25 protein-coding genes and 2 pseudogenes are annotated in these 26131 nt (G+C 74.2%); 11 read left to right on the top strand and 16 right to left on the bottom strand.

What is annotated here, in order from left to right; translation table 11 throughout:
• From ABZ805_RS21350 to ABZ805_RS21320, 7 genes and pseudogenes are all read right to left on the bottom strand, one after another.
• Positions 1-212: pseudogene (locus ABZ805_RS21350) on the bottom strand (hypothetical protein); the annotation flags it as partial.
• 31 nt (positions 213-243) lie between these two features.
• Positions 244-552, bottom strand: coding sequence for a hypothetical protein (locus tag ABZ805_RS21345; protein ID WP_358442958.1), 309 nt, complete (start codon positions 550-552; stop codon positions 244-246).
• 214 nt (positions 553-766) lie between these two features.
• The gene (locus tag ABZ805_RS21340) at positions 767-1501 is read right to left on the bottom strand and encodes a DUF3558 domain-containing protein (RefSeq protein ID WP_358442955.1); all 735 of its coding nucleotides are present in this window, start codon (positions 1499-1501) and stop codon (positions 767-769) included.
• Between the two features lie 226 nt (positions 1502-1727).
• Entirely contained in the window at positions 1728-2099 is a 372-nt protein-coding gene (locus ABZ805_RS21335) for a DUF1707 domain-containing protein (protein WP_358442953.1), read from the bottom strand.
• 105 nt (positions 2100-2204) lie between these two features.
• Positions 2205-3530: a dicarboxylate/amino acid:cation symporter gene (locus ABZ805_RS21330; protein ID WP_358442950.1), complete on the bottom strand. Its 1326-nt coding sequence runs from the start codon at positions 3528-3530 to the stop codon at positions 2205-2207.
• 199 nt (positions 3531-3729) lie between these two features.
• Entirely contained in the window at positions 3730-3807 is a 78-nt protein-coding gene (locus ABZ805_RS21325) for a putative leader peptide (RefSeq protein ID WP_358442968.1), read from the bottom strand.
• 142 nt (positions 3808-3949) lie between these two features.
• Entirely contained in the window at positions 3950-4564 is a 615-nt protein-coding gene (locus ABZ805_RS21320; protein WP_358442947.1) for a Maf family protein, read from the bottom strand.
• Positions 4565-4981: 417 nt separating this feature from the next.
• Here ABZ805_RS21320 and ABZ805_RS21315 point away from each other — a divergent pair, with 417 nt between their 5' ends.
• Positions 4982-6118 (top strand): S1 family peptidase, encoded by a 1137-nt coding sequence (locus ABZ805_RS21315; protein ID WP_358442944.1) that lies wholly within the window; start codon positions 4982-4984, stop codon positions 6116-6118.
• 59 nt (positions 6119-6177) lie between these two features.
• Here the strand turns inward: ABZ805_RS21315 and ABZ805_RS21310 are convergent, their stop codons facing one another.
• Positions 6178-8094: a Xaa-Pro dipeptidyl-peptidase gene (locus ABZ805_RS21310; protein WP_358442965.1), complete on the bottom strand. Its 1917-nt coding sequence runs from the start codon at positions 8092-8094 to the stop codon at positions 6178-6180.
• 314 nt (positions 8095-8408) lie between these two features.
• Between ABZ805_RS21310 and ABZ805_RS21305 the strand changes: the two genes are divergently transcribed.
• The 3 genes from ABZ805_RS21305 to ABZ805_RS21295 all read left to right on the top strand — a co-directional run bounded on the left by ABZ805_RS21305 (position 8409) and on the right by ABZ805_RS21295 (position 10791).
• On the top strand, positions 8409-9233 hold the full coding sequence (locus ABZ805_RS21305) for a biotin--[acetyl-CoA-carboxylase] ligase (RefSeq protein ID WP_358442942.1): 825 nt from the start codon (positions 8409-8411) through the stop codon (positions 9231-9233).
• An 89-nt stretch (positions 9234-9322) separates the two neighbouring features.
• Positions 9323-9841: a PH domain-containing protein gene (locus ABZ805_RS21300; protein WP_358442939.1), complete on the top strand. Its 519-nt coding sequence runs from the start codon at positions 9323-9325 to the stop codon at positions 9839-9841.
• Positions 9838-10791, top strand: coding sequence for a hydroxymethylglutaryl-CoA lyase (locus ABZ805_RS21295; protein WP_358442937.1), 954 nt, complete (start codon positions 9838-9840; stop codon positions 10789-10791). The genes ABZ805_RS21300 and ABZ805_RS21295 overlap by 4 nt, the downstream gene beginning before the upstream one ends.
• On the opposite strand, the gene ABZ805_RS21290 is transcribed toward ABZ805_RS21295, so the two are convergent.
• Positions 10788-11237, bottom strand: coding sequence for a MaoC family dehydratase (locus ABZ805_RS21290; RefSeq protein WP_358442934.1), 450 nt, complete (start codon positions 11235-11237; stop codon positions 10788-10790). The two genes, ABZ805_RS21295 and ABZ805_RS21290, sit on opposite strands and share 4 nt — an antisense overlap.
• Positions 11238-11501: 264 nt before the next feature.
• On the opposite strand from ABZ805_RS21290, the gene ABZ805_RS21285 reads away from it, so the two are divergent.
• Complete coding sequence (locus ABZ805_RS21285) at positions 11502-13190, top strand: TNT domain-containing protein (RefSeq protein WP_358442932.1); 1689 nt, start codon at positions 11502-11504, stop codon at positions 13188-13190.
• Positions 13187-13519, top strand: coding sequence for a hypothetical protein (locus tag ABZ805_RS21280; protein ID WP_358442930.1), 333 nt, complete (start codon positions 13187-13189; stop codon positions 13517-13519). Before ABZ805_RS21285 ends, ABZ805_RS21280 begins: the two co-directional genes overlap by 4 nt.
• 254 nt (positions 13520-13773) lie before the next feature.
• On the opposite strand, the gene hisN is transcribed toward ABZ805_RS21280, so the two are convergent.
• Positions 13774-14544 carry a histidinol-phosphatase gene (hisN, locus tag ABZ805_RS21275; protein WP_358442963.1) on the bottom strand — a complete coding sequence of 257 codons (771 nt, stop codon included), beginning with the start codon at positions 14542-14544 and terminating at the stop codon, positions 13774-13776.
• A 126-nt stretch (positions 14545-14670) separates the two neighbouring features.
• Here hisN and ABZ805_RS21270 point away from each other — a divergent pair, with 126 nt between their 5' ends.
• Positions 14671-15345: a response regulator transcription factor gene (locus ABZ805_RS21270; RefSeq protein ID WP_224961839.1), complete on the top strand. Its 675-nt coding sequence runs from the start codon at positions 14671-14673 to the stop codon at positions 15343-15345.
• Positions 15346-15357: 12 nt separating this feature from the next.
• Positions 15358-16632, top strand: a complete 1275-nt coding sequence (locus ABZ805_RS21265) for an ATP-binding protein (RefSeq protein ID WP_358442927.1) — start codon at positions 15358-15360, stop codon at positions 16630-16632.
• Between the two features lie 59 nt (positions 16633-16691).
• Here ABZ805_RS21265 and ABZ805_RS21260 read toward each other — a convergent pair.
• Together ABZ805_RS21260 and ABZ805_RS21255 are read right to left on the bottom strand one after the other, a co-directional pair.
• Positions 16692-17165, bottom strand: a pseudogene (locus ABZ805_RS21260) (GtrA family protein); the annotation flags it as partial.
• Between the two features lie 84 nt (positions 17166-17249).
• Positions 17250-19682, bottom strand: a complete 2433-nt coding sequence (locus tag ABZ805_RS21255; protein ID WP_358442925.1) for a sigma-70 family RNA polymerase sigma factor — start codon at positions 19680-19682, stop codon at positions 17250-17252.
• Between the two features lie 275 nt (positions 19683-19957).
• Here ABZ805_RS21255 and ABZ805_RS21250 point away from each other — a divergent pair, with 275 nt between their 5' ends.
• From ABZ805_RS21250 to purE, 3 genes are all read left to right on the top strand, one after another.
• A complete protein-coding gene (locus ABZ805_RS21250; RefSeq protein ID WP_358442922.1) occupies positions 19958-20755 on the top strand; it encodes a hypothetical protein in 798 nt (265 codons plus the stop codon).
• 51 nt (positions 20756-20806) lie between these two features.
• Positions 20807-21991 carry a 5-(carboxyamino)imidazole ribonucleotide synthase gene (locus tag ABZ805_RS21245; protein ID WP_358442920.1) on the top strand — a complete coding sequence of 395 codons (1185 nt, stop codon included), beginning with the start codon at positions 20807-20809 and terminating at the stop codon, positions 21989-21991.
• Between the two features lie 170 nt (positions 21992-22161).
• The gene (gene purE / locus ABZ805_RS21240; protein ID WP_358442960.1) at positions 22162-22674 is read left to right on the top strand and encodes a 5-(carboxyamino)imidazole ribonucleotide mutase; all 513 of its coding nucleotides are present in this window, start codon (positions 22162-22164) and stop codon (positions 22672-22674) included.
• 2 nt (positions 22675-22676) lie between these two features.
• Here purE and ABZ805_RS21235 read toward each other — a convergent pair whose 3' ends face one another.
• The 4 genes from ABZ805_RS21235 to ABZ805_RS21220 all read right to left on the bottom strand — a co-directional run bounded on the left by ABZ805_RS21235 (position 22677) and on the right by ABZ805_RS21220 (position 25949).
• Positions 22677-22940, bottom strand: coding sequence for a PqqD family peptide modification chaperone (locus ABZ805_RS21235; protein ID WP_358442917.1), 264 nt, complete (start codon positions 22938-22940; stop codon positions 22677-22679).
• Positions 22918-24843 (bottom strand): asparagine synthase-related protein, encoded by a 1926-nt coding sequence (locus tag ABZ805_RS21230; RefSeq protein WP_358442914.1) that lies wholly within the window; start codon positions 24841-24843, stop codon positions 22918-22920. Before ABZ805_RS21230 ends, ABZ805_RS21235 begins: the two co-directional genes overlap by 23 nt.
• A gap of 2 nt (positions 24844-24845) precedes the next feature.
• A complete protein-coding gene (locus ABZ805_RS21225) occupies positions 24846-25022 on the bottom strand; it encodes a hypothetical protein (protein WP_358442912.1) in 177 nt (58 codons plus the stop codon).
• Between the two features lie 144 nt (positions 25023-25166).
• Positions 25167-25949: a thioesterase family protein gene (locus tag ABZ805_RS21220; protein WP_358442909.1), complete on the bottom strand. Its 783-nt coding sequence runs from the start codon at positions 25947-25949 to the stop codon at positions 25167-25169.
• Positions 25950-26131 lie beyond the last annotated feature (182 nt).

Raw genomic sequence — 26131 nt, 5'->3', positions numbered from 1 at the left:
ATGCCGCCGTGGGCGTTGTCGGCGGCGGCGCCCTGCCAGCCGGACATCGCGGAGTTCAGCGCGGCGGCGAGATCACCGTCGATCTCCCCGAGGGTGCGGGTCAGCTCGCTCCAGCGGCGCACCGAATCGGTCGACGCGTCCGCGCCGGGGCCCTGGTGGATCTGCTCGTAGAGCTCCTCGTGGCGGTACCCCTGCCAGCGGTGGTCGCTCATCGGGTCGCGCCTCCCGTCGCACCGGTCACGGTCAGCACCCTCCGCCGAGCCGCACCGCGTTCACGTCGTCGGTGTCCTGGTAGTGCTGGTTGGCCAGCTGCAGGGACTCGGCCGCCGACTGCAGCTGGTCGCGGTAGCCGCACAGCGCGGTCAGCGCGTCCTGGTCGCCGCCGACCGAGCGCTCGTTGAACTGCTCGGCGGCGGTGCTGCTGATCGGGTCACCCGCCCACGGCCGGATGCGCAGCTCGGTGATCGCGTGCTCGATCTCCACGCCCACCTGGTCCAGCGAGGACTGTAAGGCGTTCACGAGGCTCGGGATGGCGGTGGGTTCGACGCGCATGGAGCCACCGGAACCGGAGATTCCCGGTAGATCGGTGGAATCCGGCGCGCCGTCCCCCGACGGTGAGTGCAGCGGCACGGGGTTTCCCTCCCACGGGTAAGACGTCCGCGCTCACTCTAATCACTATTCGTCACGGTGGGGAGTGCTCCAAACGCGGTGAGTATCAACGTGGTTGGGCCGCGAGGCCCAGCCGCACTGCACCGTACGCCGTCGATCACTCCGTCGGACGGGGGCTCATCAACGGCTCCGAGGAGCCGCTCGTGGACTCTTCCGCGGTGGGATCCGCGGACGTGGTGGCGGACTCGGAGGTCTCCGGTGCGGGGTCGGCGAGCGAGGCCACCGCGTTCTCCGCGACCAGCTGCGCCCCTTCGCAGAGGGCGTCCAGCGGCGGTGCGGGCTGCCCGCCGTCGTCGCGGTAGAGCACGTCGAGGTGCTGGCCCTCGGCGACGTCCACCGCCACGTTGCAGGACAGGTCCAGGTCCGGCGTCTTGATCACCAGCGCGGGGAAGCCGTGCACCACCACCGGCGTCGCCTGCACCTGCGCGGTGTCGTCGGTCCACACGCTCATCGATTCGGTGGTGATCAGCGACAACCGGGCGCCGACCTTCGCGGTGGTGTTGCGGAAGCTGCACGTGGGCGCGTCGCCGAAGCCGCCTTCGGTGTCGGCCAGCGGGTCGCGGTCGAAGCCGAGCTGGCCGCGCTGGGCGGCGGTGAGCAGTCCGCACGGTTCCACATCGGACATGCTCAGCTCGTACGGGCGCGGCGGTGGGGGCGGCGGGGTGCTGGTGGTCGGAGGTGCCGGCGGCGGTGGCGCGGGCGTCTCCGCCGCGGGCTCGGAGCGGAGGAAACCGCATCCGGAGAGGGTGAGCAGCGCCGCCGCGCACATCCCGCCCAGCCGCATGGCCGACGTCCGGCCGTTCCGCGCCGAGGCGGTCCGCGAGCTCTGCATGTCCCTCACCGTAACGAAGGCGGCGGCCGGTCCGGGGCAACTCCGGGGCGCGCCGCGCGGTCGTCGCCCGGGTGAACGGCCCATCGGCCCAGCTCGCTCGGTCGAACGGGCTCGTCGGCTCGTCCGGAGCCGGGTGGGGGAACGGGGTGCTGCTGTTCGGGTGCCGGGTGCGGGAGACCGGGATCGGGGCGGGAGGTGGCTGGTTCTCGCCATTCGGCGCAGCCGGTCACCGCCGCCGGACCGCCCAGGCGATCAGGAAGATCGCGAGGAGGCCGAGCAGCCACAGGTCCCTCGTCACCACGGTCAGCACGAGCAGCAGGACGGCGCCGCCGACCCCGAGCAGCACCTCGGTCCGTGGCCGGGCGCGGGCCGGCCGCCTGCCGGGGGCCCAGGTCGCGCCGCCGGTCTTCGCGGTGTCGGGCAGATCGCTGAACAGCGCGTCCAGGTCGGCTCCGCTGCGGGCCGCGACCACCTCGGCGCACCGCTCGTCGTACTCGACGAGGTCCAGCCTGCCGGAGGTGAGGTGTTCGCCCAGCAGCGCGATCGCGGCTTCGCGTTCGGCATCACCGATCCGCAGCTTCCGTTCCCTCGCGCGCACTCCGCCATCCTAGGACGCGTCCCGCCCGAAGCCGACGTCCCGGACCGGACGGACCGGGCGAACGGCCCATCCGACCGGGCGGACCGGTCGAACGGGCCGTGGGCCTCACGCCCGGGCGGCGAGGAGCGGCGGGTCGGTGGGCGAGTTGAGCTTCTCGTCGTCGATGAGCCCTTCGCCGCGGGCGACGACGGTCGGCACCACGATCTGCCCCGCCACGTTCGTCGCGGTCCGCGCCATGTCCATGATCGGGTCGACGGCGTAGGCGACGGCGATGCCGGTGGCCACCACTTCTGGCGGGAAGCCGAGCGCGCTCACCGTGAGGGTGAGCATGGTGAACCAGCCGGTGACCCCGGCGGTGGCGATGGCGCCGAACACGGCGACCGCGATGATCGTCAGGTACTGCACGATGCCCAGCTGGATGCCGAACAGGTTCGCGATGAAGATCGCGCCGACCGCCGGGTAGATCGCCGCGCAGCCGTCCATCTTGGTCGTGGTGGCCAGCGGCACCGCGAAGTTCGCGTACGAGCTGCTGACGCCCAGGTTCTCCGCGGTCTGCCTGCTCAGCGGCAGGCTGGCGCCGGAGGAGCGGGACACGAACGCGAACTGCAGCACCGTCCACGCCTTCGCGAAGAACGTCGCGGGGCTCACCTTCGCCACGAACCGCAGCAGCACCGGGTACACCACGAACAGCACCAGCGCGCAGCCCAGGTAGGTGGCGCCGATCAGCTTCAGCAGCGGCGCGAAGAACTCGTTGCCGTAGGTGGCGACCGCGTTGCCGATCAGGCCGAGGGTGCCGATGGGGGCGAGCTTGATGATCCAGCCGAGCACCCGCTGGATCACCTCGAACAGCGAGCGGTTGAAGTCCACGAACGGCTGCGCGGTGTCGCCGAGGCTGTAGGCGGCGGCGCCGATGATGAGCGACACGAACACCACCTGCAGCGTCTCGCCCTCGGAGAAGGCCTGCACCAGGTTGCTCGGGATCAGCCCGTTGATCAGGTCCAGCCAGGAGCCCTGCGTCTTCTCCCCGATGGACTTCAGCCGCTCCGGGTCGGGTTCGAGCACCAGGCCCTGCCCGGGCTGCACGAGCCTGCCCACCGCGATGCCGATGACCACCGCGATCAGCGAGGTGATCGCGAACCACAGCGCGGTCTTGCCGCCGAGCCGGGCCGCGGTCCGCCCGCCGCCGACCGAGCGCAGGCTGGTGATGCCCACGACGATCGCCGTGAAGATCAGCGGCAGCACGGTGAACGTGAGCAGGCTGGTGAACGTGGATCCGATCGTGTCCAGCGTCGTGATCAGCCACTGCGCGTCGGTCGCCTTCGCGATCCAGCCCAGCAGCGCGCCGACGACGAGGGAGGCGACGACCGCGACGGCGAACAGCCGCGGGTTGAACCGGAACCGTCGCCGAGCGGGTTCGGGGGAGGTGGACACGGGATCTCCTGACTGCGTGGTCCGGGAAGGTGGTCCGGAAGGCGCGGGACGCGGGGAGGCGCGGTCGCGCCGGGGGAGGACCGCTCGCGGGCTGCGCCCGGGCGGGACGTGCGCGGGCGGTGCGGATCGGCCGGGACCGGCGCGGATCAGCGCGGAGCCGGGGCGCGCGGTGCGCGCGGGACCGGGGTTCGCCGCCCGCTCAGGGACAGGTGCTGCTGGCCTGCCGTCGCAGATCGACGTGCAGGCGTGACGTCAGGTACCGCCGCTGAGCTCCCATCGCGGACAGTTCTAACCCGCGGTTCGGTCCAGACCATCCCGTCTTGACCGAATTGTGTTCGCGTTCACCTGCGCGCTCGCGGAATCCGGCACATGCGGCGGAATTCGGCCACGAAGCGCGCCGGGGCGATCACTCCCGGAGGTCAGGAGCGGTTCCACAGCTCCGTCACGCCGACACCCACCTCGGCGAGCAGGGTGCGGGTCAGCGGCAGGCTGATGCCGATCACGCTCGACGGGTCGCCGTCCACGCCCTCCACGAACCAGCCGCCGAGGCCGTCCAGGGTGAACCCGCCCGCGACCCGCAGCGGCTCGCCGGAGTCCACGTAGGCCGCCAGCTCCGCCTCGGTCGGTTCGGCGAAGCGCACCACCGTCGTCTTGTGCGCGTGCGCGCGGGCCACCACGTCGCCGTCGCGCAGCCGCAGCACCGCGTGTCCGGTGAGCAGTTCCCCGGTGCCGCCCGCCATCGCGCGCCAGCGCTTCAGCGCGATCTCCGGGTCGTGCGGCTTGCCGACGACCTCGCCGTGGATGGACAGCATCGAGTCGCAGCCGACGACCACCGCGTCGCCGCCGATCTCCGGCAGCACCGCCTCGGCCTTCGCCAGCGCCAGCGCGGTCACCAGCTCGGCGGGGGACGGGTCGGGCAGCGCGGCGGCCACCGCGTCCTCGTCCACTCCGGACACCTGCACGGCGGGATCGATCCCGGCGGCGCGCAGCACGGCGAGTCGGGCGGGGGACGCGGAGGCGAGGACGAAGCGCACGCGGCGACTGTAGCCGCGGCCCGGTGCGGGCCCGGAGGGCGGCCCGTTGCCCGGTTCGGCGTCGCCCGCACGGGCCGAACGGCCGAGCCGCAAGCCTGTGCGGTGCGGTTTCGTGCGTTCACAGGGAACGCCATAGCTCTAATGGCGGTGCCTGGTTCAGGTGGAAGATTCCTAATGTCCTTCTCGCGGACACCTCCGGCGACGGCCGGCCGAGACCGCGGGCGAGGGGCTCCTCTCGCCGGTTCCACCCCTTGGCAGTGGATCCACTCCTCTTCCCGGCCCGCGGGCCGGACACCGCTCTCCTCCAGCCCGGACGCCCCCTGTCCGGCTGGCCCCGCGCGTCCCGGAGCGCCGATCACGCCCGGCCGCGCTGCTCGCTCCATTCCGCAAGCACCGGATATCGAGGGAGATCGACAGATGAGCCGGAAGCGAACCCTTCGCCTGGCCAGCGCCGCGCTGCTCGTCGCGGGCACCGCGACCGCCGCGGTGAGCCCCGCGGTCGCGGCCACGCCGCTGGACCCCGACATGCTCGCCGCCGTGCAGCGCGACCTGGGCCTCACCGAGCAGCAGGCCCGCACCCGCCTCGCGCAGGAGGACACCGCCCGGCGGCTCGACGAGACGTTGAGCCGCTCGCTGGGCGACAGCTTCGGCGGCGCCCACTTCGACGCGGCGAGCGGTGCGCTCGTCGTCGGCGTCACCGACGCCGCGAAGCTCGCCGAAGTGGAGGACGCCGGGGCCACCGCCCGGCTGGTGCGGCACAGCAGCGCCGAGCTCGACGCCGCCGTCGCCGCCCTCGACCGCGCCGAGGCGTCCGCCCCGGCGTCCATCACCGGCTGGTACGTGGACGAACGGGCCAACACCGTCGTCGTCGACGTGCAGGCCGCGCTGCGCGACGCCGCCACCGACGGCTACCTCGCCGAGACCACCGGTGACGCGCCGGTGCGGGTCGACGAGGTCACCGAGGCGCCGCGCACGCTCTACGACCTCGTCGGCGGCGACGCCTTCTACATGGGCGGCGGGCGCTGCTCGGTCGGTTTCCCGGTGCGCAGCTCCAGCGGCGCGTCCGGCATGGTCACCGCCGGGCACTGCGGGACCGCGGGCACCTCGGCGTCCGGTTACAACCAGGCCGCGCTCGGTTCGTTCCAGGGATCGTCGTTCCCCGGCAACGACTACGCGTGGGTCTCGGCGAACGGCAACTGGACCCCGCGCGGGCTGGTGAACATGTACAACGGCAGCGGCCGCGCCGTGTCCGGGCACAGCGTCGCGCCGACCGGTTCGTCCGTCTGCCGGTCCGGGTCGACCACCGGCTGGCACTGCGGTTCGGTGCAGGCGCTGAACCAGACCGTCCGCTACGCGGAGGGCACGGTCAGCGGGCTCACCCAGACCAACGTGTGCGCGGAGCCCGGTGACTCCGGCGGGTCGTTCATCAGCGGGAACTCCGCCCAGGGCACGACTTCGGGCGGCTCCGGCAACTGCTCGTCCGGTGGCACCACGTACTTCCAGCCGGTCGGGGAAGCGCTCAGCGCCTACGGCCTGAGCCTCGTCACGAACTGATCCGGCAGGTGAACGGCCCGTTCGTCCGCGTACACCGGACGAACGGGCCGCTCACCAGATCAGGCGCCGTCGCGGTTGAGCAGCACCCGCGGCTCCGCCGGGAGGCGGTCCGGGCGGACGGTGGCCGTGCCGGTCGGGGTGCGGTCGAGGCCCGCGTCCCTTGCCGCGGCGTCCCCGCCGACGACCGGCAGCGACACCGAGGTGCCCGCCAGCCCCAGCTCGACGCGGCCCGGCTCGGCCGGTGGCCGGATGAACGCGGCGTCGGTCCCGCCGATGAGCAGGCCCAGCCGGTGCCCGGCGGGGAGCACGTGATCGGTGGTGGCCAGCCGGAACGTCATCTCGTACGGCGTGCCCGGCGTCAGCGGCGATTCCTGGGACAGCGACTCGTGGTTGGCCAGATCGGCCCAGCCGCGGGACAGCACCTGGTAGTCGACGTCGGTGGTGGTGGCCTCGGTGTCGCGGTAGCAGGCGTCGTCGCCGTCGCGGCTCTCGCCCCAGCAGGACTCCGAGTCCAGGGTGCGGATGCCTTCGCCCGCGCCGAGCGCGTCCCGCGTGGTGGCCGGGCCGTAGTCGACGAGCATCGCGGACAGGTGCGCGGTCGGCGTCGCGGGCGTCGCCGTCACCGAGATCGAACCGGTGCCCGCCAGCCGCAGGTCCTGCTCCAGCGGGGCGCTGGTGAACAGGGTGCGGGCCGAGGATGCCTGGTCGGGTTCGCGCGCCCAGTCGTACTCGTCCTGCGCCGGGTCGTCGGTGAACGCGGCGCGCGCGTCGGCCGGGGCCGGTTCGGCGGTGAGCCCGCCGAGCCCGTCGGTACCGCCCGGCACCGGGTGCAGGGTGGTCGCGGTCGCGGACTCGCCGGACCAGGAGGCCTCGTCGGACCACTCGTCCGGGGCGCGTTCGACGCTGGCGGCCGGTTCGGCGTCGATGCCGTTGTCCATGCCGAGCAGCTCGTGGTCGAACCAGCGCTGCAAGGTGTCCACCCACTCCTCGCGGCGGAAGTCGAACGGGTCGACGTGGCCGGTCTGGCTCAGCCACACCTTGCGCGGCACGTCGTTCGCGGCCAGCGCGTCCCACCACTGCCCGAACTGGACGGTCTTCACGTTGAGGTCGTTGAGGCCGTGCACGGCGAACACGCTGGCCCGCACGTTCGCGGCGTCGGCCACGTGGTCCCGCTCGGTCCACATGCCGGTGACGTCGCCGTTCGCGGGCGAGCCCTCGTCGAGCCGCCGCTTGGCGTCGGCGCACTCCGGGCGGCCGCCCTCCTCGACGGTCTCGGCGAGCCCGCTCGGGTCCGCGCCGAAGGACACGCCGTCGGAGCGGTAGTAGTCGTACCAGGAGCTGATCGCCCCGATCGGCACGATCGTGCGCAGCCCGTCCACCCCGGTCGCGGCGACCCCGTTGGCGATCGTCCCGTCGTAGGACTTGCCGATCATGCCGACGGCACCGGTGGACCAGCCCGCGTCGACCTCGGCGCCGCCGGTGGCCGCGTCGTAGCCCTTGGCGCGGCCGTTCAACCAGTCGATCACGGCCTTGGCCGAGCCCACGTCGGACGGCCCGCCCACGTCCACGCAGCCCTGCGAGCGGTTCGTGCCCGCCAGGTCCACCAGCACCGTCGCGTAGCCGCGCGGCACGAAGTAGTTGTCGTAGAACAGCGGGAAGCCGACCGGGCGGCCCTCGTCGTCGTAGGTCTTGAGCTCGTTCTCGTTGCCGCGGCCGCAGCACGAGTAGTACGGGCTCGCATCCATGATCACCGGGACGGGCCCGTCGGTCCGCGGCCGCGCGATGTCCACCGCGACCCGGTCGGTGGCGCCGTCGCCGTCGCCGTCCAGGCCGGTGTCCACCCACGTGGTCTCGCGCACGGGTTCGGCGGCGAACACCGGCTCGCTGCGCGGTGCCGCGGCCGGGTCCGCTGCTGCTGGTGGCGGGGCCGCGACGGCGGGCGTGGCGGCCAGCGCGGGCAGCGCAGCGCAGAGCACGGCCGCCAGGGCGCGCCACCCGCGGATTCCGCGGTGCGGGGAACGGGAAGTCGGCACGGTCACCTCCGATGATCTCGCGGAACCCTAAGCGCCGAGATCAACGCCGTGCCACGGCCGAAAGTGTGGCGCCGCGAGGACCGTCCGGCGGGACGCCGCGCGGGTCCGCCGGAGGCCGGGTGGGCTCGCCGGGAGGTGCGTCGTCCCGCCGCCCGCCGCGGGCCGGGGTTCGGCCGGTCCTCTCGCGCGGTGCCGTTCGACGCGGCTGCGGCGCACTCCGCCGCGGCTCCACCGGTGTGCGCTCGTAACCTGGGGTCATGGTTGCTCTGCTCGACGCGGCGGAGCTGCGCAGGCGGCTCGTCGACGACGGTCCGTACGCGAAGCTCGACGTGGTCACCGTGACCGGCTCCACCAACACCGACCTGTCCGCGGCCGCCGCGGCCGGTGCGCCGGACCGCACCGTGCTGTTCGCCGAGGAGCAGCAGTCCGGGCGCGGCCGGATGCGGCGCACCTGGATCTCGCCGCGCGGCTACGGCCTGCACGTGAGCACCGTGCTGCGGCCGGGGCCGGTGCCGCAGGAGGCGCTGGGCTGGTTGCCGCTGCTGGCCGGGATCGCGCTCGCCGAGACGGTCCGCGACGCGTGCGGGGTGCCCGCCGCGCTGAAGTGGCCGAACGACCTGCTGCTCGGCGACGGCGACACCTGGCGCAAGGGCGCGGGCATCCTCGCCGAGGCCGTCAGCACCGCCGACGGGTTGGCGATCGTCGTCGGCATCGGCGTGAACGTGCACCACGGTCCTGGTGAGCTGCCCACCGGCGCGGGCGGGCTGCCCGCCACCTCGCTCGCCGAGCAGGGGGCGGACGTGGACCGGCAGGATTTCGCGGTGCGGCTGCTGACCGCGCTCGCCGCCGTCGACGACCTGTGGCGGGAGCACGGCGGCGACGTGCTGGCCAGCGGCCTGCTGGACCGCTACCAGCGGCTGTGCGGCACCGTCGGCCGGCAGGTCCGGGTGGAGCTCGGCGGGAACGACCTGCTGGGCACCGCCACCGGCGTCGACGCGGACGGCAGGCTGGTGGTGCGCGGCGCCGACGGCGCGGGAACCCCGGTGTCGGCGGGCGACGTGGTGCACCTGCGCCCGCGCTGAACCGCGGCTCGCCTGATCGAGGGACGCTCGGCGGGGTGGTCGGGCGGGTAGCGTGATCAGCGCCTGGTGATCGAGGGAGGGATTCTCCGGTGGCGTATCCGGACGGTTTGCTGAGCGAGGACGAGTACGTGGTGGTGCACACCCACCCGCACTGGAAGATGCTCGTCCTGCCGGTGGTGCTGTTCCTCGTGGTGGTCGGCGCCGGTTCGTACGCCGCAGCGCTGGCCGCCCCGCTGACCTGGAACGTGCCGGTGTGGATCGCACTCGCCGCCGTCGGCGCGGTGCTGGTCATCTGGTGGACGCTGGCCCCGCTGATCCGCTGGCGCACCACCCACTTCGTGGTCACCTCGCGGCGGCTGATGGTCCGCGAGGGCGTGTTCACCCGCACCGGCGTGGACATCCCGATGTGGCGGATCAACAGCGTGCGGTTCAGCCACGGCCTGGTGGACCGGTTCTTCGGCTGCGGGACGCTGATCGTCGAGTCCGCCTCCGACGAGCCGCTGGAGTTCGACGACATCCCCAAGGTCGAGCGGGTGCACACCATGCTCTACCGCGAGGTCAACGACGAATCCGAGCACGACGACCAGGACCGGTGGGAGCGGGGATGAGCGCGCTGGAGGTCGGCCTGCCGGACCGGGTGCCGTCGCCGGAACCCGGAGATCTGCCGACCGCGGTCACCATCTGGGAGGTCGGGCCGCGCGACGGGCTGCAGAACGAGCAGGCCGTGGTGCCGGTCGAGGTGAAGCTGGAGTTCCTGCGCAGGCTCGCCGACGCCGGGCTGCGGATCGTGGAGGCCACCAGCTTCGTCCGCCCGGAGTGGGTGCCGCAGCTGGCCGACGCAGCCGAGGTGCTCGCCGGGCTGGACCGGCGGGACGGCGTGCGCTACCCGGTGCTGGTGCCGAACGCCCGCGGCCTCGACCGGGCCCTCGACGCGGGGGTCGCCGACATCGCCGTGTTCGCCGCCGCCACCGAGTCGTTCACCCGCCGCAACCTCAACCGCGGGCTGGACGAGCAGTTCGCCATGTTCGAGCCGGTGGTGCGCCGCGCCACCGACGAGGGCCTCGCCGTGCGCGGGTACCTGTCGATGGTCTTCGGCGACCCGTGGGAAGGCCCGGTGCCGGTCGAGCAGGTCGTGGCGGCCGGGCGCAGGCTGCTGGAGATGGGCTGCGGGCAGCTCTCGCTCGGCGACACGATCGGCGTGGCGACGCCCGGCCAGGTGGAGTCGGTGCTGCGCGCGTTCACCGCGGCCGGGGTGCCGGTGGAGTCGCTGGCGGTGCACTTCCACGACACCTACGGGCAGGCGCTGGCCAACACCTGGACGGCCCTGCGGCACGGAGTGTCCACTGTGGATTCCTCGGCGGGCGGGCTGGGCGGCTGCCCCTACGCGAAGTCCGCCACCGGGAACCTCGCCACCGAAGACCTCGTGTGGATGCTGGACGGGCTCGGCGTCGACCACGGCGTGGACCTCGCGGCGCTCGCCGAGACCAGCGCCTGGATGGCCGAACGGCTCGGCCGCCCCAGCCCCTCCCGCGTGGTCAAGGCGCTGACCGGCGCCTAGGACTGCTCGCGGGTGCCGAACATGGCCAGGAACGTGAAGCGCATGATGCGGTCGGCGTCGCGGTCCGCGGTACCGGTGATCTCCACCAGGCCCAGGTTCGGCCTGCTCTTCGACAGCCGCCTGCTGTTCACCGTCATGCCGAACCGGAGCTCGTCGTCCGGGAACACCGGCGCCGCCCAGGACAGCTCGTTGCCGCCGGGCGAACCCTGCGACGTGGAACCGGACAGCACGCCGTCCACGTAGGCCCGCATCCACAGCGACGAGGTGTACCAGCCCGACGCGCACAACCCGCCGAGCACCGACCGCGCCCCGGCCTCCTCGTCCAGGTGGAACGGCTGCGGGTCGAAGCGGCGCGCGAACTCCACCATCTCGTCCCGGTCGATCCGCACCGAACCCAGGTCGAACACCCGGCCCGGTTCGAGGTCCTCGTACGCGATCCCCACCATGCCCGGATCATCGCAGGCCGTCCCCGCCGGACGACGGGCGGTGCCCGGTCCGCCTCGGGTGCGGCAGGATCGACGTGGAACCATCGAACACCGGAGCGCGTCCCGGGGAGCGGGACGCGCCGACGCGTCCGCCGATGCCTCGACCGCGGAAGGGGGAGTGGCGGTGGCCACCGAAAGCCGCGCGCACGCCGAGGAGCTCGCCGCTCGACATCGGCGCCTGCGAGGACGGCCCGAACTCCCCGGAACGGCGAGGCGGAACCGGCCATGAGCGCAGACCACGACGACGCCCGGGACCACGACTCCCCGGCGCAGGACGAGCACGCGGGCTCCCGCGACCGCGCGCCGTGGCGCGGCGACGCCGAGCACACCGGTCCGGTCACGGTCGAGACGACCGGAACCGGCGGCGCCGCGAGCTGGGTCCCGGACGGGGTCGACCCCGCCTCGGTGACCGCGCCGCACCCGGTGCGCCAGGCCTGGTCCGCCACGACCGCTCGGCCGCAGAGCCCGGCGCGCGGCGAGCCGTTCGCCCGCGGCCCGCGGTCCGACGGGTTCCGCGCGCACCCCGGCCAGGCCGGTGGCTCCCACCCGGAGACCACCCGGCACGGGCAGCAGCCGGGCCGGCCGGGGCCCGCGCAGCAGGGCCAGGAGGCGCGCGCGGGACGGCCGGAGCAGCGGTCGCAGCAGGGCGGGCAGGCGCAGCACGGGCCCGCGCCGCAGCACGGCCAGAACCAGCAGGCGCCGCAAGGCCAGCAGGGCCAGCAGGGCAAGCAGGGCAAGCAGGGCAAGCAACCTCAGCAGGGCCAGCAAGCTCAACAAGGCCAGCAGGCCCAGCAAAACCAGCACGGGCAGCAAAACCAGCAGGGCCAGCAACACCAGCAAGGCCAGCAACACCAGCAAGGCCAGCAGGCTCGCCAGGGCCAGCAGGGCCAGCAGGCCCAGCAGAGTCGGCAACCCCGGCAGGGCCACCCGAACCACCGGCCCGATCAGCGAGGCCCGCAGCAACCCCAGCAGGGCAGGCGCGGCACCCCGCCGGACGGCGGTCACCGCCCGCACCAGCAAGGCGAGCCGGGCGCTCGGCAGGCCCGCCGACCCGCCGATCCCGTCCGCCCGCGCCAGGGCGACCGCAAGGAAGCGGTCGCGTTCATGCTCCACCAGTTCCCGATCGGCTACCTCCCGGTGGCCGCGGCCAGCGCCAGCCGCCAGCTGCCGATGCCCGCGGACGGCGTGGATCCGCTGGCCGGACGCCGGTTCCCGCCGCTCGACCACCCCCGTGCGGATCTCGTCGACGACCGGGACGCCCTCGCCAGGGCGCGCTCCGGCGAGCCGGTGGCCGATCCGGCCGACTCCGACGGGGTGGAGCGGCCCGCCGAGTTCGCCGTCGGGCACGACCCGCTCGCCGAGCTCAGCGAGCTCGAATGGGAACGCCGCTACACCGGGCCCGCCGGGCACCGCTGGCCCGCCGCCGAAGCGGTGCCGGAGGGCTGCGCGGACCCGGGCGAGCCGATCGTGCTGGAACCGGACGTGGTGCTCGACGCGCTCGGCTCCGACGCGGGCCGGGTCGCCGCGCCCGACGGCACCGCGTTCACCCGCCGCAGCCTGCCGCCGGAGTACCTGGAGCTGCCGTACCACCGGTACCGGGTGCTGCGGCCGCTGCCGGTGTGGCGGGCGGTGTCCGCACCGTGGTTCGCGGGCAGCGGCGGTGGCGTGCGCTACCGGCTCACGCACTCGCTGGCGGAACTGGTGGCGCTGGGCCACCTCGTGGAGCTCACCGCGGTCCGGGTCGCCGCCGAAGCGGGCACCCTGCGGCTGGATCCCGCGGTGATCGAGGCCGCCGACCGGGCGTCCCGGCGAGCGGCGGACGAGGACGCGGACCAGGACGGCAGCACCGGCGACGCCGCACCGGAACCCCGCCGCACCGACCGGCCCGAGGCCACGGAGGAGATCGCGAAGTGAACACCGAATCGATGCTCGGCTGGCTCGCGGCGCTCGGGGTCCCCGCCGAGCTGGTGTCGATCGGGAGCGAGGCCGACCACACCTGGTGCCTCGTCCGCGAGGAGCTCGACGGCGCGGCGGGCTGGGAGGTGTTCTGGCGCGAGCAGGGCAACCGCTACGACTGGGCGCGGTTCAGCAGCGAGCAGGTCGCCTGCTTCTACCTGTTCGGCAGGCTCAGCTGGACGCAGGCGTTGCGCGGCGCCATCGGCCCCGTCGACCAGGAGCGCCCGCGCACCCCGCAGGCGCCCGCCGAGCCCGCGACCCCGCCGCACGGGACCCCGGCACCGTGACCGCCTGAACGTCGAACTCGGTTCGCGAGTTGCTCGGGTGGCGGAACCTCAGCGGTTCCCCCGCTGCGGGATCGATTTCTCAGGTACCGAGCCCGTGCGCAGCGACATCGCCATCCTCGCGAGGGAACCGCTGAGAACCCGCCGGTGGTCGTTCCGCGTGCGTGGTCGGTGGCTCAGCGGCTCCGCCGCTGACCGGAAACCGGCACGACCCGCCGGGCAGGTTCGACGACAGGCGGTCAGCGGGTCCCGCGCGATCAGCGCCGCAGCAGGTCCAGCGCGGTCGCGTGCAGGTGGCCGTTGGTGCTCAGCGCCGAACCGCCCTGGAAACCGCGCTGCCCGCCCAGATCGGTGAACTCGCCCCCGGCTTCGCGCACGATCACCTGCACCGCGGCCACGTCCCACGGGTTCACGATCGCCTCGGCCGCCACGTCGATGGCGCCCTCCGCGACCAGGCAGTGCTGCCAGAAGTCGCCGAACGCCCGGTTCTCCCAGCACGCGTCCACCAGCCGCAGGTACGACTCCCGCGAGTGGTGCTCCACCCAGCTGCCCAGGTGCGTGGTGGACAGGTAGGCGTCGGAGATCTCCCGCACCCCGGACACCGAGATCCGCTCGGCCGCGCCCCCGGAACCGGCCCACGCGCCGCGTCCCGCGGCCGCCCACCAGCGGCGGCCCAGCGCCGGTGCGCTGATCACGCCGACCGTCGGCGTGCCGTCCTCCACCAGCGCGATCAGCGTCGCCCAGGCGGGCACGCCGCGCAGGAAGTTCTTCGTGCCGTCGATGGGGTCCAGCACCCAGGTGCGGGCGGCGGTGACCTCGCCACCGCGCTCCTCGCCGGCGATCTCGTCGGCGGGGCGCTGCTCGGCGAGCACCGCGCGCACCCCGTCCTCCACGGCCAGGTCGGCATCGGTGACGGGAGTGCGGTCCGGCTTGCGGTCCACCGCGAGGTCCAGGGCGCGGAACCGGTCCGCGGTGATCCCGTCCGCGGTGTCCGCGAGGTGCAGGGCCAGGTCCAGGTCATCGGCGATCGTCACGGCCGCGACTCTACTTCCGCGCCCCGGGAAGCCCTGCCGAGGTGCGGTTACCAGACCGGTCGGGCGGGACTAACCGCCTCGGAGCCGGAGCTGATCATCTAGGACCTCTAGGGTGGAGGCGTGAGCGTAGTGCTGCTGGCCGAGGACGACCCAGCCATTGCTGTGCCGTTGTCGAGGGCATTGCAGCGGGAGGGCTACTCGGTCCGAGTCATCGACGACGGCCCCTCGGCGTTGCAGGAGGCGTCCTCCGGCGGAATCGACCTGATGGTGCTGGACCTCGGCCTGCCCGGGATGGACGGGCTGGAAGTGTGCAGGCGGCTGCGCGCGCAGGGCCGCGGCATCCCCGTGCTGATGCTCACCGCGCGCACCGACGAGGTGGACTTCGTGGTGGGCCTCGACGCGGGCGCCGACGACTACGTGGCGAAACCGTTCCGGCTCGCGGAGCTGATGGCCCGCATCCGGGCGCTGCTGCGCCGCGGCTCCCCGGAGACGCTGGAGGCGTCCGGGGTGCGGCTGGAGTTGACCGCCCGCCGCGTCCTCGTCGACGAGCACGAGGTGGGGCTGGCGAACAAGGAGTTCGAGCTGCTGCGGGTGCTCATGCAGCACGCCGGCCAGGTCGTCACCCGCGAAGAGATCCTCGACGAGGTGTGGCCCGAAGCCAGCCGCAAGGGCAGCAAGACGCTGGACATGCACATCTCCTGGCTGCGCCGGAAGCTCGGCGACGGCAACGGCCGGGCCGACGAGCAGCGGATCGCGACGGTCCGCGGCGTCGGCTTCCGGTTCAACGCGGACTGACGGGGCGGCCCGGTGCACAGGCGGATCCTGGTCGCGACGCTGCTGGCGGTGGCGGTGACGGCGGTCGTGCTGGGCCTGCCGCTGGGCGTGACCGCGTTGAAGCTGGTGGAGGACTTCACCCGCACCGACCTGTCCACCCGCTCCCAGCAGATCGCGACCTCGCTGGACGAGCAGGTCGCGTCCCGCCACCCGATCGACGTGGAATCGGTGCTGCTGGCGGTACCCCGGGACGCGCGGCTCGTGGTGCGCACCAGGGACCACGAGTACGTGTACGGCACCGACCCCGGCAAGTCGCCGCTGACCGAGAGCGTGCCGATGGTGCAGAGCGGCACGGTGACGCTGTCCGCGCCGAGCGCCCCGGTCCGCACCCAGCAGTTCCAGGTCGCGGGGCTGGTGCTGCTGCTGGTGGTGCTCTCCGCGGGCACCGGGATGGTGGTGGCGGGACTGACCGCGCGGCGGCTGGCCGATCCGCTGCGGCACGTGGCGGCCCGCGCGGCCCGGCTCGGCGCCGGGGACTTCCGGGCCGATCCGCGGCGGCACGAGGTGCCCGAGCTGGACCGGGTCGCCGACGCGCTCGACGCCTCCGGGGCGGCCCTGTCCCAGCTGGTGCAGCGGGAGCGGGAACTCGTCGGGGACGTCTCGCACCAGCTGCGCAGCAGGCTCACCGCGCTGCAGCTGCGGCTGGAGGCGCTCTCCGACGTGCCCGACCCGGAGGTCGCCGAGGAGGCCACCGCGGCGCTGGAGCAGGCCGAGCGGCTCTCCAGCGTGCTCGACGACCTGCTCGCCGCCGCGACCGCCGCCCGCGCCAGGGACGCCGAACCGCTCGACGTGTCCGAAGCGCTCGCCGAAGCCGCCGCCGAATGGCGCGAACCGCTGCGCAACCAGGGCCGGACGCTGCGCCAGCGGGTGCCGGACGGCCTGCTCGCCAGGGCCACGCCCGGCCGGTTGCGGGAGGCCATCGGGGTGCTGCTGGACAACGCGGTCCGCCACGGCAAGGGCACGGTGACGCTGACCGCGCGCAACGGCGGCGGCACCGTCGTCGTCGAGGTCGGCGACGCGGGGCCCGGGGTGCCGGACCAGCTGGTGCCCTACGTGTTCGAGCGCGGGTTCTCCGCGGGCGGCTCCACCGGGGTGGGCCTGGCCTTGGCGCGGGCGCTGGTGGAGGCCGACGGCGGGCGCCTGGAGCTCAGCAAGGCGCGGCCCGCGCTGTTCGAGATCTTCCTGCCGGTGGCGCGGGCCGACGACGTGCTCGGCGTGCCGTGGAAGATCGAGTCCCGGCCGCGCTGAGCAGGCTCCGGGGCCTCGTCCGGGTCTCCGCCCGGGGGCTCGTCGTCCGAGTCGTCGGCCGGGAACACCCACTTCCGGAACGCCCACCAGCGGAACACCATGCCCAGCACCAGTCCCACCACCTGCGCGGCGGTGAAGTCGGCGATCTCCTCGACGAACCTGCTGGTGTACGGCGTCTGCAGGTGCAGCGCGTACCGGGAGAACCACAGCGGCGCCACGTACAGCGCCACCCCGATGCCGCTGAACAGGAAGTACAGCGTGGCCTCGTGGTGGCGTTCCCGGCCGCCCCGGGTGCGGAACGACCACTCCCGGTTCAGCACGTACGACACGATCGTCGCGACCAGCACCGCGATCACCTTCGCGGTGACCGGCTTCGGCACCAGGATCGTCAGCTTCAGCGCGTAGAAGATCGCCGAGTCGATGAAGAACGTGCTGGCGCCGACGATCGCGAACTTCACCAGTTCGCGATGGCGCACCGCGCGGTCCCGCAGCAGGCGCGGGACGCGGGCCAGCACGGCTTCCACGACGGACACCCCGACGATGTTAACCGCCCCGGCCCGGGCGCCCGGACCTCGTGCGCCCGGGACGGTTCCGGGACCGGCCGGGGCGGTCCTCCATCAGCGCGGGAGCCACCACCACGGCGGTGGGGTGGCGGGCGGCAGCAGCGGTTCGAGGATCGGCAGCCGCCGGTCGCTCGGGACCGGTTCCGCGGACTCCGGTGGCCGGGTCGGGTCGGACGGGTCCGGCGGCGCGGAGGTGCCCGGCTCGGTCGGCGTCGGGCTGGGCGTCGGTTCCGGGCTCGGCGCGGGGGTCGTGCTCGGCGGCCTCGGGAGGTCGGGCAGGCCCGGCACGTCGGGCGGACCGGGCATCTCCGGCCCACCCGGTTCACCGGGCTCGTCGGGACGGCCGGGCACGTCCGGCAGGCCGGGCACATCCGGGAAGTCGGGCACGTCGGGGAAGCCAGGCAGGCCCGGCACCTCCGGCAACCAGCACGGCCGCTCCGCGCCGTCCAGCGGGCGCAGCGGCCACAGCGGCGGCAGCGGGCAGTCCGGCTCCGGCCGCGGCTGCCACGGGAACCAGAGCAGGGTGGTCACCGCGGCGCTGTCGCTCGCGGTGCCCAGCCGGGCGTGCACCGGGATGGTGACGCGGCGGTCCTCGCCGTCCGAGCCGTCGCGCGGCTCCACCGGCAGCCCGGCCAGCCACAGGTGCCCCCGGTAGGACTCGCCGGGATCCAGCTCCGCCGAGCAGCGCAGCCGGTCGTCCGTCGGCAGCACGTCGCACTCCGGCGGGATGCCCACCGCGTGCGAACCGGCGGGCAGCTCGGTGACCGCCTCGGCCCGGCCCCGGGTCACGCCGGTGTTGCGCACGTCCAGGTTCAGCCGCAGCGGCGGGCCCGCCGGGATCTGCTCCCCGAGCAGCAGGTCGTGCACCGGGCGCGGCGCCGCCTGCACCGACACGTCCACGCCGTCCCCGGAGCGCATCCGCACCTGGATGCGGGACAGCGGCAGGTCCAGGTCGGTGCCCGCCACGATGCGCGCCCCGATCTCGCCGCCGGTGGCGGCGGCCCCGGCGGCCACGTGCAGGTCGAAGGTCAGCTGCTCACCCGGTTCGAGACCCCGTTCCGAGGAGCACTGCAGCCCGCCGCCCCAGCTCTGGCAGCGCACCCCCGGACTCCCGGCGGCCCGCGCGGTCCCGGCGGCCTGCGCGGTGCGGGCGGACGCGGGCGCGGTGCCCGCGGGCCCCGACGGCTGCTGGGAGGTCGACCCGGGGATCTCGGCGGAGACGTGCGGCGGCAGCGACAGGATCGCGGTCACCGGATCGGACGGCCCGGTGCCGTCGTTGCGGACCGTGATCGGCAGGCTCGCCGGATCGCCGCCCGGCACCAGCGTCAACGGGTCCGTCGGGCCGTGCGCGTCCAGCTTCGGCGCGGGAGCGGGCGGGGCGGGCGCGGGCGCCGGGGCGGGGGCCTGCGGCGCGGGCCGCTGCGGAGCCTGCGGGCTCGGCGCGGGCGGGTTCGGTGCCGGTGGCGGCGCGACCGCGGGCTCCGGCGCGGGCGGGGGCGCGGACGCCGACGGCAGCGGCGCCGTGCCCGACGTCAGGGCCAGCGCCAGTGCCAGGCACAGCGCGGCGGAGGCGGCGACCCCGGACACCGCCTGGCGCGGCACCGAACTCGCCGCACCCGTCGCCGAACCGGCGCTCGCGCCCGCCGACGCGGCCGCCGCCGTCGCCGTGGCACCTCCGCCGGAGAGCAGGTAGGCCGCGGCACCGGTACCGATCACCAGCGGTGCGATCACCGCGCGCAGGCCGCCGTTGACGTCGGCGAGCTCAGCCGCCAGCCCGCGGCACCGGTCGCAGCCGTCGAGGTGGTTGTCCACCTGCGCGGTCTCCCGCTTCGACAGCCCGCCGCGGGTCCACGCGCCCAGCCGGTCGGCCGCCGCCCGGCAGGAGGCGATCCCCGGTTCGTCGTCGGACAGCGAACTCAGGTGCACCTGCAGGTACGCCTGGCGCAGGCCTTCCCGCGCCCGGTACGCCAGCGCCGACACCCCGTTCGGGGTGAGCCCTAACAGCGGCCCGACCTGGGCGGGCGTCTCGCCCTCCACCTCGATGTGCCACAGCACGGTCTTCCAGCGCTCAGGCAGCCGCGCGAACGCCCGCGCCGCCAGCGACCGCTCCAGCCCGGCGACCGCGGTGTCGGTGAACGGCACGCTCGCCTCGGCGCCGGAGACCTCGGTGACGTCCTCGGCCAGCTGCAGCTTCCGGTCCCGGCGCGTCCGGTCGTAGGCGACGTGGCGCAGCGCCGTCAGCAGGTAGGCGCGGAACGCGGTCGTCGGGCCGCGGCCGCCGCGCAACGTGGCGAGCACCTTCGCGAACGCCTCGGACACCAGGTCGTCGGCCTCGGCCTGGGATCTGGAGACCTGCCGGGCCATGTTCTGCGCGGCGGCGACGTGGCGTTCGTAGAGCGTCCCGTAGGCCTCCGTCGAACCGTGCCGGACGGCTTCGATCAGTTCGCCGTCGCTGGGGCCCTGCGCTTCGGCCGGGGCTGTGGCCACGCCGCACCTTCCTCTGTGTGGTCCGCTGTCCGGGGTGTGCCGTTGGTCGGGATCCGGAGTCCCGGGGTTCCGGCGCGACCGACCGGGTGCGTCCGGATGCCGCCGATCGGAGCAGATCCGCTTCATGGAACCATCCGCGCGATCGCCAGTCGATCCGCCAACGTGATGCGAATTCGCGTCGAACACCATTGTGATCGACGACTCCCCGCGCCCTGCACGCAGTCTTCCGTCATGGTCGAACGCGCAGGTCGTCTCCACGGTGAAAGGGGGTCGGGATGAGCAACTGGATTCAGGGGTGCACGGGGATCGACCGCTCGTTGCGGATGCGGTGGCGCACCGCGAGCCTCGCGGCGGGATGGCCGTTCCCCAGCGACTGGGGGGTGCGGGCGGTCGACGTGGTGTGCCGGGCGGTCGCGAACGAGGCGGACCTCGCCGAACCGCTGGGCAGGCTCGGCGCGGCCCGCGCGGAAGCCGGGGTCGGGCTGGCCGAGGCGCTGCTGGACGTGGCCGCGCTGCACGCGGCGCACACCGGTACCGGCGACGGGCTCGTCTCGCCGGACCAGGACTCGGTGCCCGCGTGGATGCTGCGGCCGCTGGTGCTCGGCTGGGCCGAGGTGCAGGCCGAGTACGCCGTGGGCCGCGAGGTGCAGGACCCGCTCACCGGGCTCACCACCGCGTCCTACCTGCGGACCCGGCTGCACGAGGTGTACCGCGGCGCGCTGGCGGCCGGCCGCACCGCGGACGAGGACCACGCGCTGATCACCGTGTCGCTGGACATCCCGCCGGACACCGGCGGATATCCGATGATGATGGCGATGGTGCTGGCCGCCGACGTGCTGCGGGAGGTGTTCGACGCGGGCGAGACGGTGTCGCTGCTGCGGCCGGACACCGCCGCGGTGCTCGCGACCCGGCGCTCCTGCCTGGAGGAGCGGTGCGAGCGGGTGCGCGCGCAGGTGCGGAGCAGCATCGCGGGCGACCCGGCGCTGCGGCCGGTCGGCCCGGTGCGGATCAGGCAGGAACCGCTGCCCGGCGACCCGGCCGCGGCCTGCGCGATGCTCGGCGCGCTGGACTGAGCGTTCCCGGTGGTCCGGGAGCCGGAGGGCGGGAAGTAGGCTCTCCTGCTCGTGGACCACCGCACACGCATCCCCGTCGTTGGCATGATCGGTGGTGGGCAGCTCGCACGGATGACCCACCAGGCCGCGATCCCGCTGGGCCAGTCCCTCAAGGTGCTGGCCGTCTCGCCGCAGGACCCGGCGGCGCTGGTCGCGCCGGACGTGCAGCTCGGCGAGCACACCGACCTCGAGGCGCTGCGCACCTTCGCCGAAGGCTGCGACGCCGTCACCTTCGACCACGAGCACGTCCCGGGCGAGCACCTGCGCGCCCTCGTCGCCGCCGGGGTCGCCGTGCACCCCGGCCCGGACGCGCTGTCGCACGCCCAGGACAAGCTGGTGATGCGCCGCAAGCTCGCCGAGCTCGGCCTGCCGGTGCCGCCGTACGCCGAGGTCACCGAGGTCGCCCAGGCGCTGGAGTTCGGCGCCGAGCACGGCTGGCCCTGCGTGCTCAAGACCGCTCGCGGCGGCTACGACGGCCGCGGCGTGTGGATGCTGAACACGCCGGAGAGCGCGGAGCGCGTCGTCGGCGAACTCCTCGACGGCGGCGCCCCGCTGCTCGTCGAGCAGCGGGTGCCGCTGCGCCGCGAGCTCGCCGCGCTCGTCGCGCGCTCCCCGTTCGGCCAGGGCGCCGCGTGGCCGCTGGTGGAGACCGTCCAGCAGGACGGCATCTGCGTGCAGGTGCTCGCCCCCGCCCCGGACGCCTCCGCGGAGCTGCGGAACGAGGCGCAGAACATGGCGCTGCACATCGCCGAGGCGCTCGGCGTCGTCGGCGTGCTCGCGGTGGAGCTGTTCGAGACCGAGGACGGGCTCGTGATCAACGAGCTGGCGATGCGGCCGCACAACTCCGGGCACTTCAGCATCGAAGGCGCCCGCACCTCGCAGTTCGAGCAGCACCTGCGCGCCGTGCTGGACTACCCGCTGGGCAGCACCGAGCTCACCGCGCCCGCCGTGGTGATGGCGAACGTGCTCGGCGCGCCCACCGAACCGGCGATGGGCGTGGACGAGCGGATGCACCACCTGTTCGCGCGGTTCCCGCACGCCAAGGTGCACCTCTACGGCAAGGCGGAGCGGCCCGGCCGCAAGGTCGGCCACGTCACCGTCCTCGGCGACGACATGGCCCCCACCCGCCGCGAGGCGGAGCTGGCCGCGCACTTCCTGTCCACCGGCGAATGGGCCGACGGGCACCCCGTGCACTGACCGCACCGCAGGTGGACGGCCCGCTGGACCGGGTACGCCGGTCTGGTGGGCCGCTCACCTGGACGGATGATGGGATGGGCGGGTCGCGCCGCGGGCGCGGCGGCGGGCGGGCGCCCGCGGAGGACGAGCAGCGACACCGGGCGCGGACGCCCGGCGGGGAGGAACCGGAGATGGCGCAGGAACGGCCGCTGGTCGGCGTGGTCATGGGCAGCGACTCGGACTGGCCGGTGATGGAGGCCGCGGGACAGGCCCTCGCCGAGTTCGACGTGCCGTTCGAGGCGGGCGTGTACTCCGCGCACCGCACTCCGCAGCGGATGCTGGACTACGCCCGCGACGCCGCGGACCGCGGCCTGCGCGTGATCATCGCCGGGGCCGGGGGAGCGGCGCACCTGCCCGGCATGGTGGCCTCCGCGACGGTGCTGCCGGTGATCGGCGTGCCGGTGCCGCTGAAGTACCTGGACGGCATGGACTCGCTGCTGTCGATCGTGCAGATGCCCGCGGGCGTGCCGGTCGCGACCGTCTCGGTCGGCGGGGCGCGCAACGCGGGGCTGCTCGCGGTGCGCACCCTCGCCGCGGACTCCGGTGAGCTGGGCACCCGGCTGCGCGCCGCGATGGCGAGCTTCCAGGAGGGCCTGGAGTCGATGGTCCACGACAAGCACGAGGCGCTGCAGGCGCGCCTCTGACGTCAGCCGGAGGATTCGAGCAGCGCCGCGCCGCGCAGCCGCTCGACGATGGTGGTCACGTCGTGCCGGGCCACCGCCGCCGGGATCCGGTGGCGGTCGGCGAGCTCGCCCGCGATCCGGTCCGCGTCCTGCCCGATCAGCAGGCCGCGCAGCACCTGGGTGCCGGTGCGGTTGAGCAGCCAGCGCCGCCCGGTGCGCTCGTCGCGCAGCACGGTCTCCTCGCCGACGTCGGTCGGGTCGACGTCAGGACGCAGTCGCAGGGGCATCGGTCCTCCCGGTGGAGCCTCGGGTCACGCCGCGCAGCCACGCCTCGCAGCCCAGCAGGTGCTCCAGCGCGACCAGGGTGCGCGGTTCCACGTGCGGCGCGAGCAGGTGCCTGCGCAGCACGCCGGTGTCGACGAGCCCGTGCGCGGCGAGCTCCGAGTCGGTGAACAGCGCCAGGACCGCGCCGCGGTTGCGGCGGAACCCGATGTGCGCGTGCGCCCCGATCCCGGCGTCCGGCCGGACCGCGGGAACGGGCCGGTGCAGCACCGCGTCCGGTGCGGCGCCGCGGACGGCCTCGGCCAGCAGCGGTTTGTACCGCCAGGGTGACGCCCGTTCGGCCGGGCGTACCGCGATCGCGGCCTCCACCACCCGGTCGTCGTAGTAGGGCAGCTCCAGCCGCACCCCGGCCGCCGCGTACCGCCGGACCAGCCGCCGGTATCCGGGGGCGGCGGTGCGCAGCGCGGTGAGCAGCTGGTGCTGCCCGCGGTCGGCGGCCAGCGGTTCGGCGTCGGCGGCCGCGGTGCGCAGCGCGGTGCGGGCGGTGGCCACCGCGTCCGCGCTCGCCCACGGCGCCGCGCGCAGCGGGGCGATGCCCCAGTCCAGCGGGTTCCAGCCCGGCCCGGCCCGGTCCAGCGCGGTCCAGCCCGGCGCCGCCCCGTCCGGCGCGATCCCGCCCGGGAGGTTCCGGCCCAGCACCGAGGTGGCCGGCGCGGGCTCGGTGAGCCGGTCGGACTGCTCCCGCCACCAGTGCGCCACGTCGTGCGCGGCGAACAGCGCCGAGACCGTCGGCAGCAGCGGCCAGTGGTGCAGCGCGCGATATCCGCGCAGCTGCCGGATCGCTTTCACCGGGCTCCTGCGCAGCAGCGAATGCAGATATCCCGGTGGCCCGCCGAATACCGCGTCCCCACCGAATCCGGCGAGGTGCCGGCGCACTCCGCGTTCGCCGAGCAGTTCCGCGCACCGTCCCGCCGCCGCCATCCCGCGAAAGAGCGGAATGGGTTCTTCGTGGTCGGTGAGCCTGCCCGGATCGTCGAATGCGGCGGGAAGTTCGCGTGGGTCGAGCGCGATGTGCGCGCCGTCCGGAAATTGTCGCAGGTATTCGTCGACGAACCGGTTCGGCGATTTCTCGTCCGCGCTTTCCACACGGGTCAGCGTGAGCAGTTCCGGTTCGTCCCGCGCGGCGAGGAAGCACAGCGCGGTCGAATCCATCCCGCCGGAGAGGTCCGCGCCGGTGCGCCCGTCCCCGGTGCGGACCGCGCCGTCGAGCGCCTCCCGGGTGCCGCGGGCGCCGCGGCGCAGCGCCACGTCCGGTTCCGGTGGCCGCCACCACCGCACCTCGCGCGCCCGGTCGGCGTCGATCCGCAGGTACGAGTCCGGGGGCAGGGCCCGCACCCCGGACCACGCGGTGCGCCGGTCCAGCGGCGGCCCGGTCGGCCCGACCGCCACCCGCAGCGCCAGCACCCGCTCGTCGATGCCCGTGCCGGCCAGCTCGGCGAGCAGGTCGGCACGGTCACCGGCGATCGGGACGCCGCCGATCCGGGTGTGGAACACCTGGCGCAGCCCGGAGATCCCGCCCTGCACCCGCACCTCGCCGCGCACCGAGGCGGCCAGGTGCACCCCGCCGGGCAGCCGGTGCAGCACGGCGTCCAGGTCGGCGACGGAGCGCAGCCCGTGCACGATCGACGCGAGCCGGGTGGCGTCGATCGGGCAGGATCCCAGCAGCGCCACCCGGACCGGCCCGAGCGCCACCGGCACCAAGTCGTCGGTGCGGAAGCGGCCGACGAGCCACGGGTTCCCGGAGTCGTGCCGGAGCACGATCCGGCCTTGTGCGGGGAATCGGTCCACGACGTTCTTCAGGGCCGGTACGTCGGGCAGCACGACCCAGCCGGAGTGGTGTGCGAACATGCTCATTCCGCTCTCGAATCGGACCGGGATGCGGCGTAGGGGGAAAACGGCGCCGTGGTCGGTTCCGGTAATTCCACGATTTCCACGAGTGCGGGGGTTTCGTAGCCGTCGGCAGTCGTCTGCTCGTCCATGAATTCCTCCACGGTGCGGTGCAGGCATGGATTCATGCCGATGATCACACTGCTAGGCGATCAGGTGAGGCACAATGCTTCCGGGGGGATGATGACCCCATTCGGTGAAATAAGTACTAGTCACGTAACGAATGCGCCGCGAAAAACTGCGCCGGGACCGTCTCGGCGGTGTCGCGACCGCGCTGCGCGGTCTCAGCCCAGCCGGTGCGCCAGCACCGCTTCGTGGGCCGTCCCGACCGGCCCGCGCTCGTCGAAGAGCCGGGCGCGGGCCACGCCGAGACCGGTGGGTTCGACGTCGCGCGCCATCTCCATGCCGAGCCACTCGCCCGCGGGCTCCCGGTGCAGGTACAGCGTGATGTCGCTGTTGATCCACGGGCCGAACAGCGAGCCGACGGGGCTGCCCGCGCTGATGCAGTCGACGAGGACGGCGACCTGGCTGAGCCTGCTGGTCGGTTCGTCGGGCAGCAGCGGCAGCGGCATCCGCATCCAGGCCTGGGTGGGGCCGCCCGCGAGCTGGTCGCGGACCCAGCGGACCTGCACGACGTCGTGCACTCCCCAGCGCAGCCCGAGCTCGGCGGGCAGCAGCGAGGAGTCCGGCACGCCCTGCGGTCCCGGGAACGGGGTGGGTTCGGCGGCCGGGTCGCCGTCGACCTCGCTGCGGCGCAGCACCTGCGCGGTGGCGCGGGTGACCTCGGTGCCGTGCTGGCTGAGGGTGACTTCGAGGACGCGCAGCCGCTTGCCGGCCCGCACGGTGCGGGTGCCGACGGCGATCCCGGTGCGGGGGACGGGCCGGTGCAGGTCGACGGTGAGCCGGGCGACGAACAGCTCGGGTTCGTCGAGGGCTTCTTCGACGGCGCGGGCGACGAGCCCGGCGACGGGGCCGCCGCCGGTGAGCTCGCCCCACGGGTTGCCTGCGGCTTCGGTGGGCACGAACAGGTCGCCTTCGCGGCGGAAGAGGCTCTCGTCTCGGCGCACGCCCGGATATTACTTGCCGGTATCTTACTTTGGGTAGGTCCGGTGGCCCGTCCCGTGGTGGCGCGGCGGCTGCGGCGTTCGGGTGCGTTCGGGCTGGGGCGTTCGGGGTGAAACCGGTGCGGGATCCGTGACCAGTTTCCCAGTTGAACTTTATTTGAAGGTTCACGTATATGCTGGGCGGC

Source organism: Saccharopolyspora sp. NPDC047091 (assembly GCF_040643635.1).
Taxonomy (GTDB): Bacteria; Actinomycetota; Actinomycetes; order Mycobacteriales; family Pseudonocardiaceae; genus Saccharopolyspora_C.
This window is presented reverse-complemented; position numbering and strand designations above follow the sequence as displayed.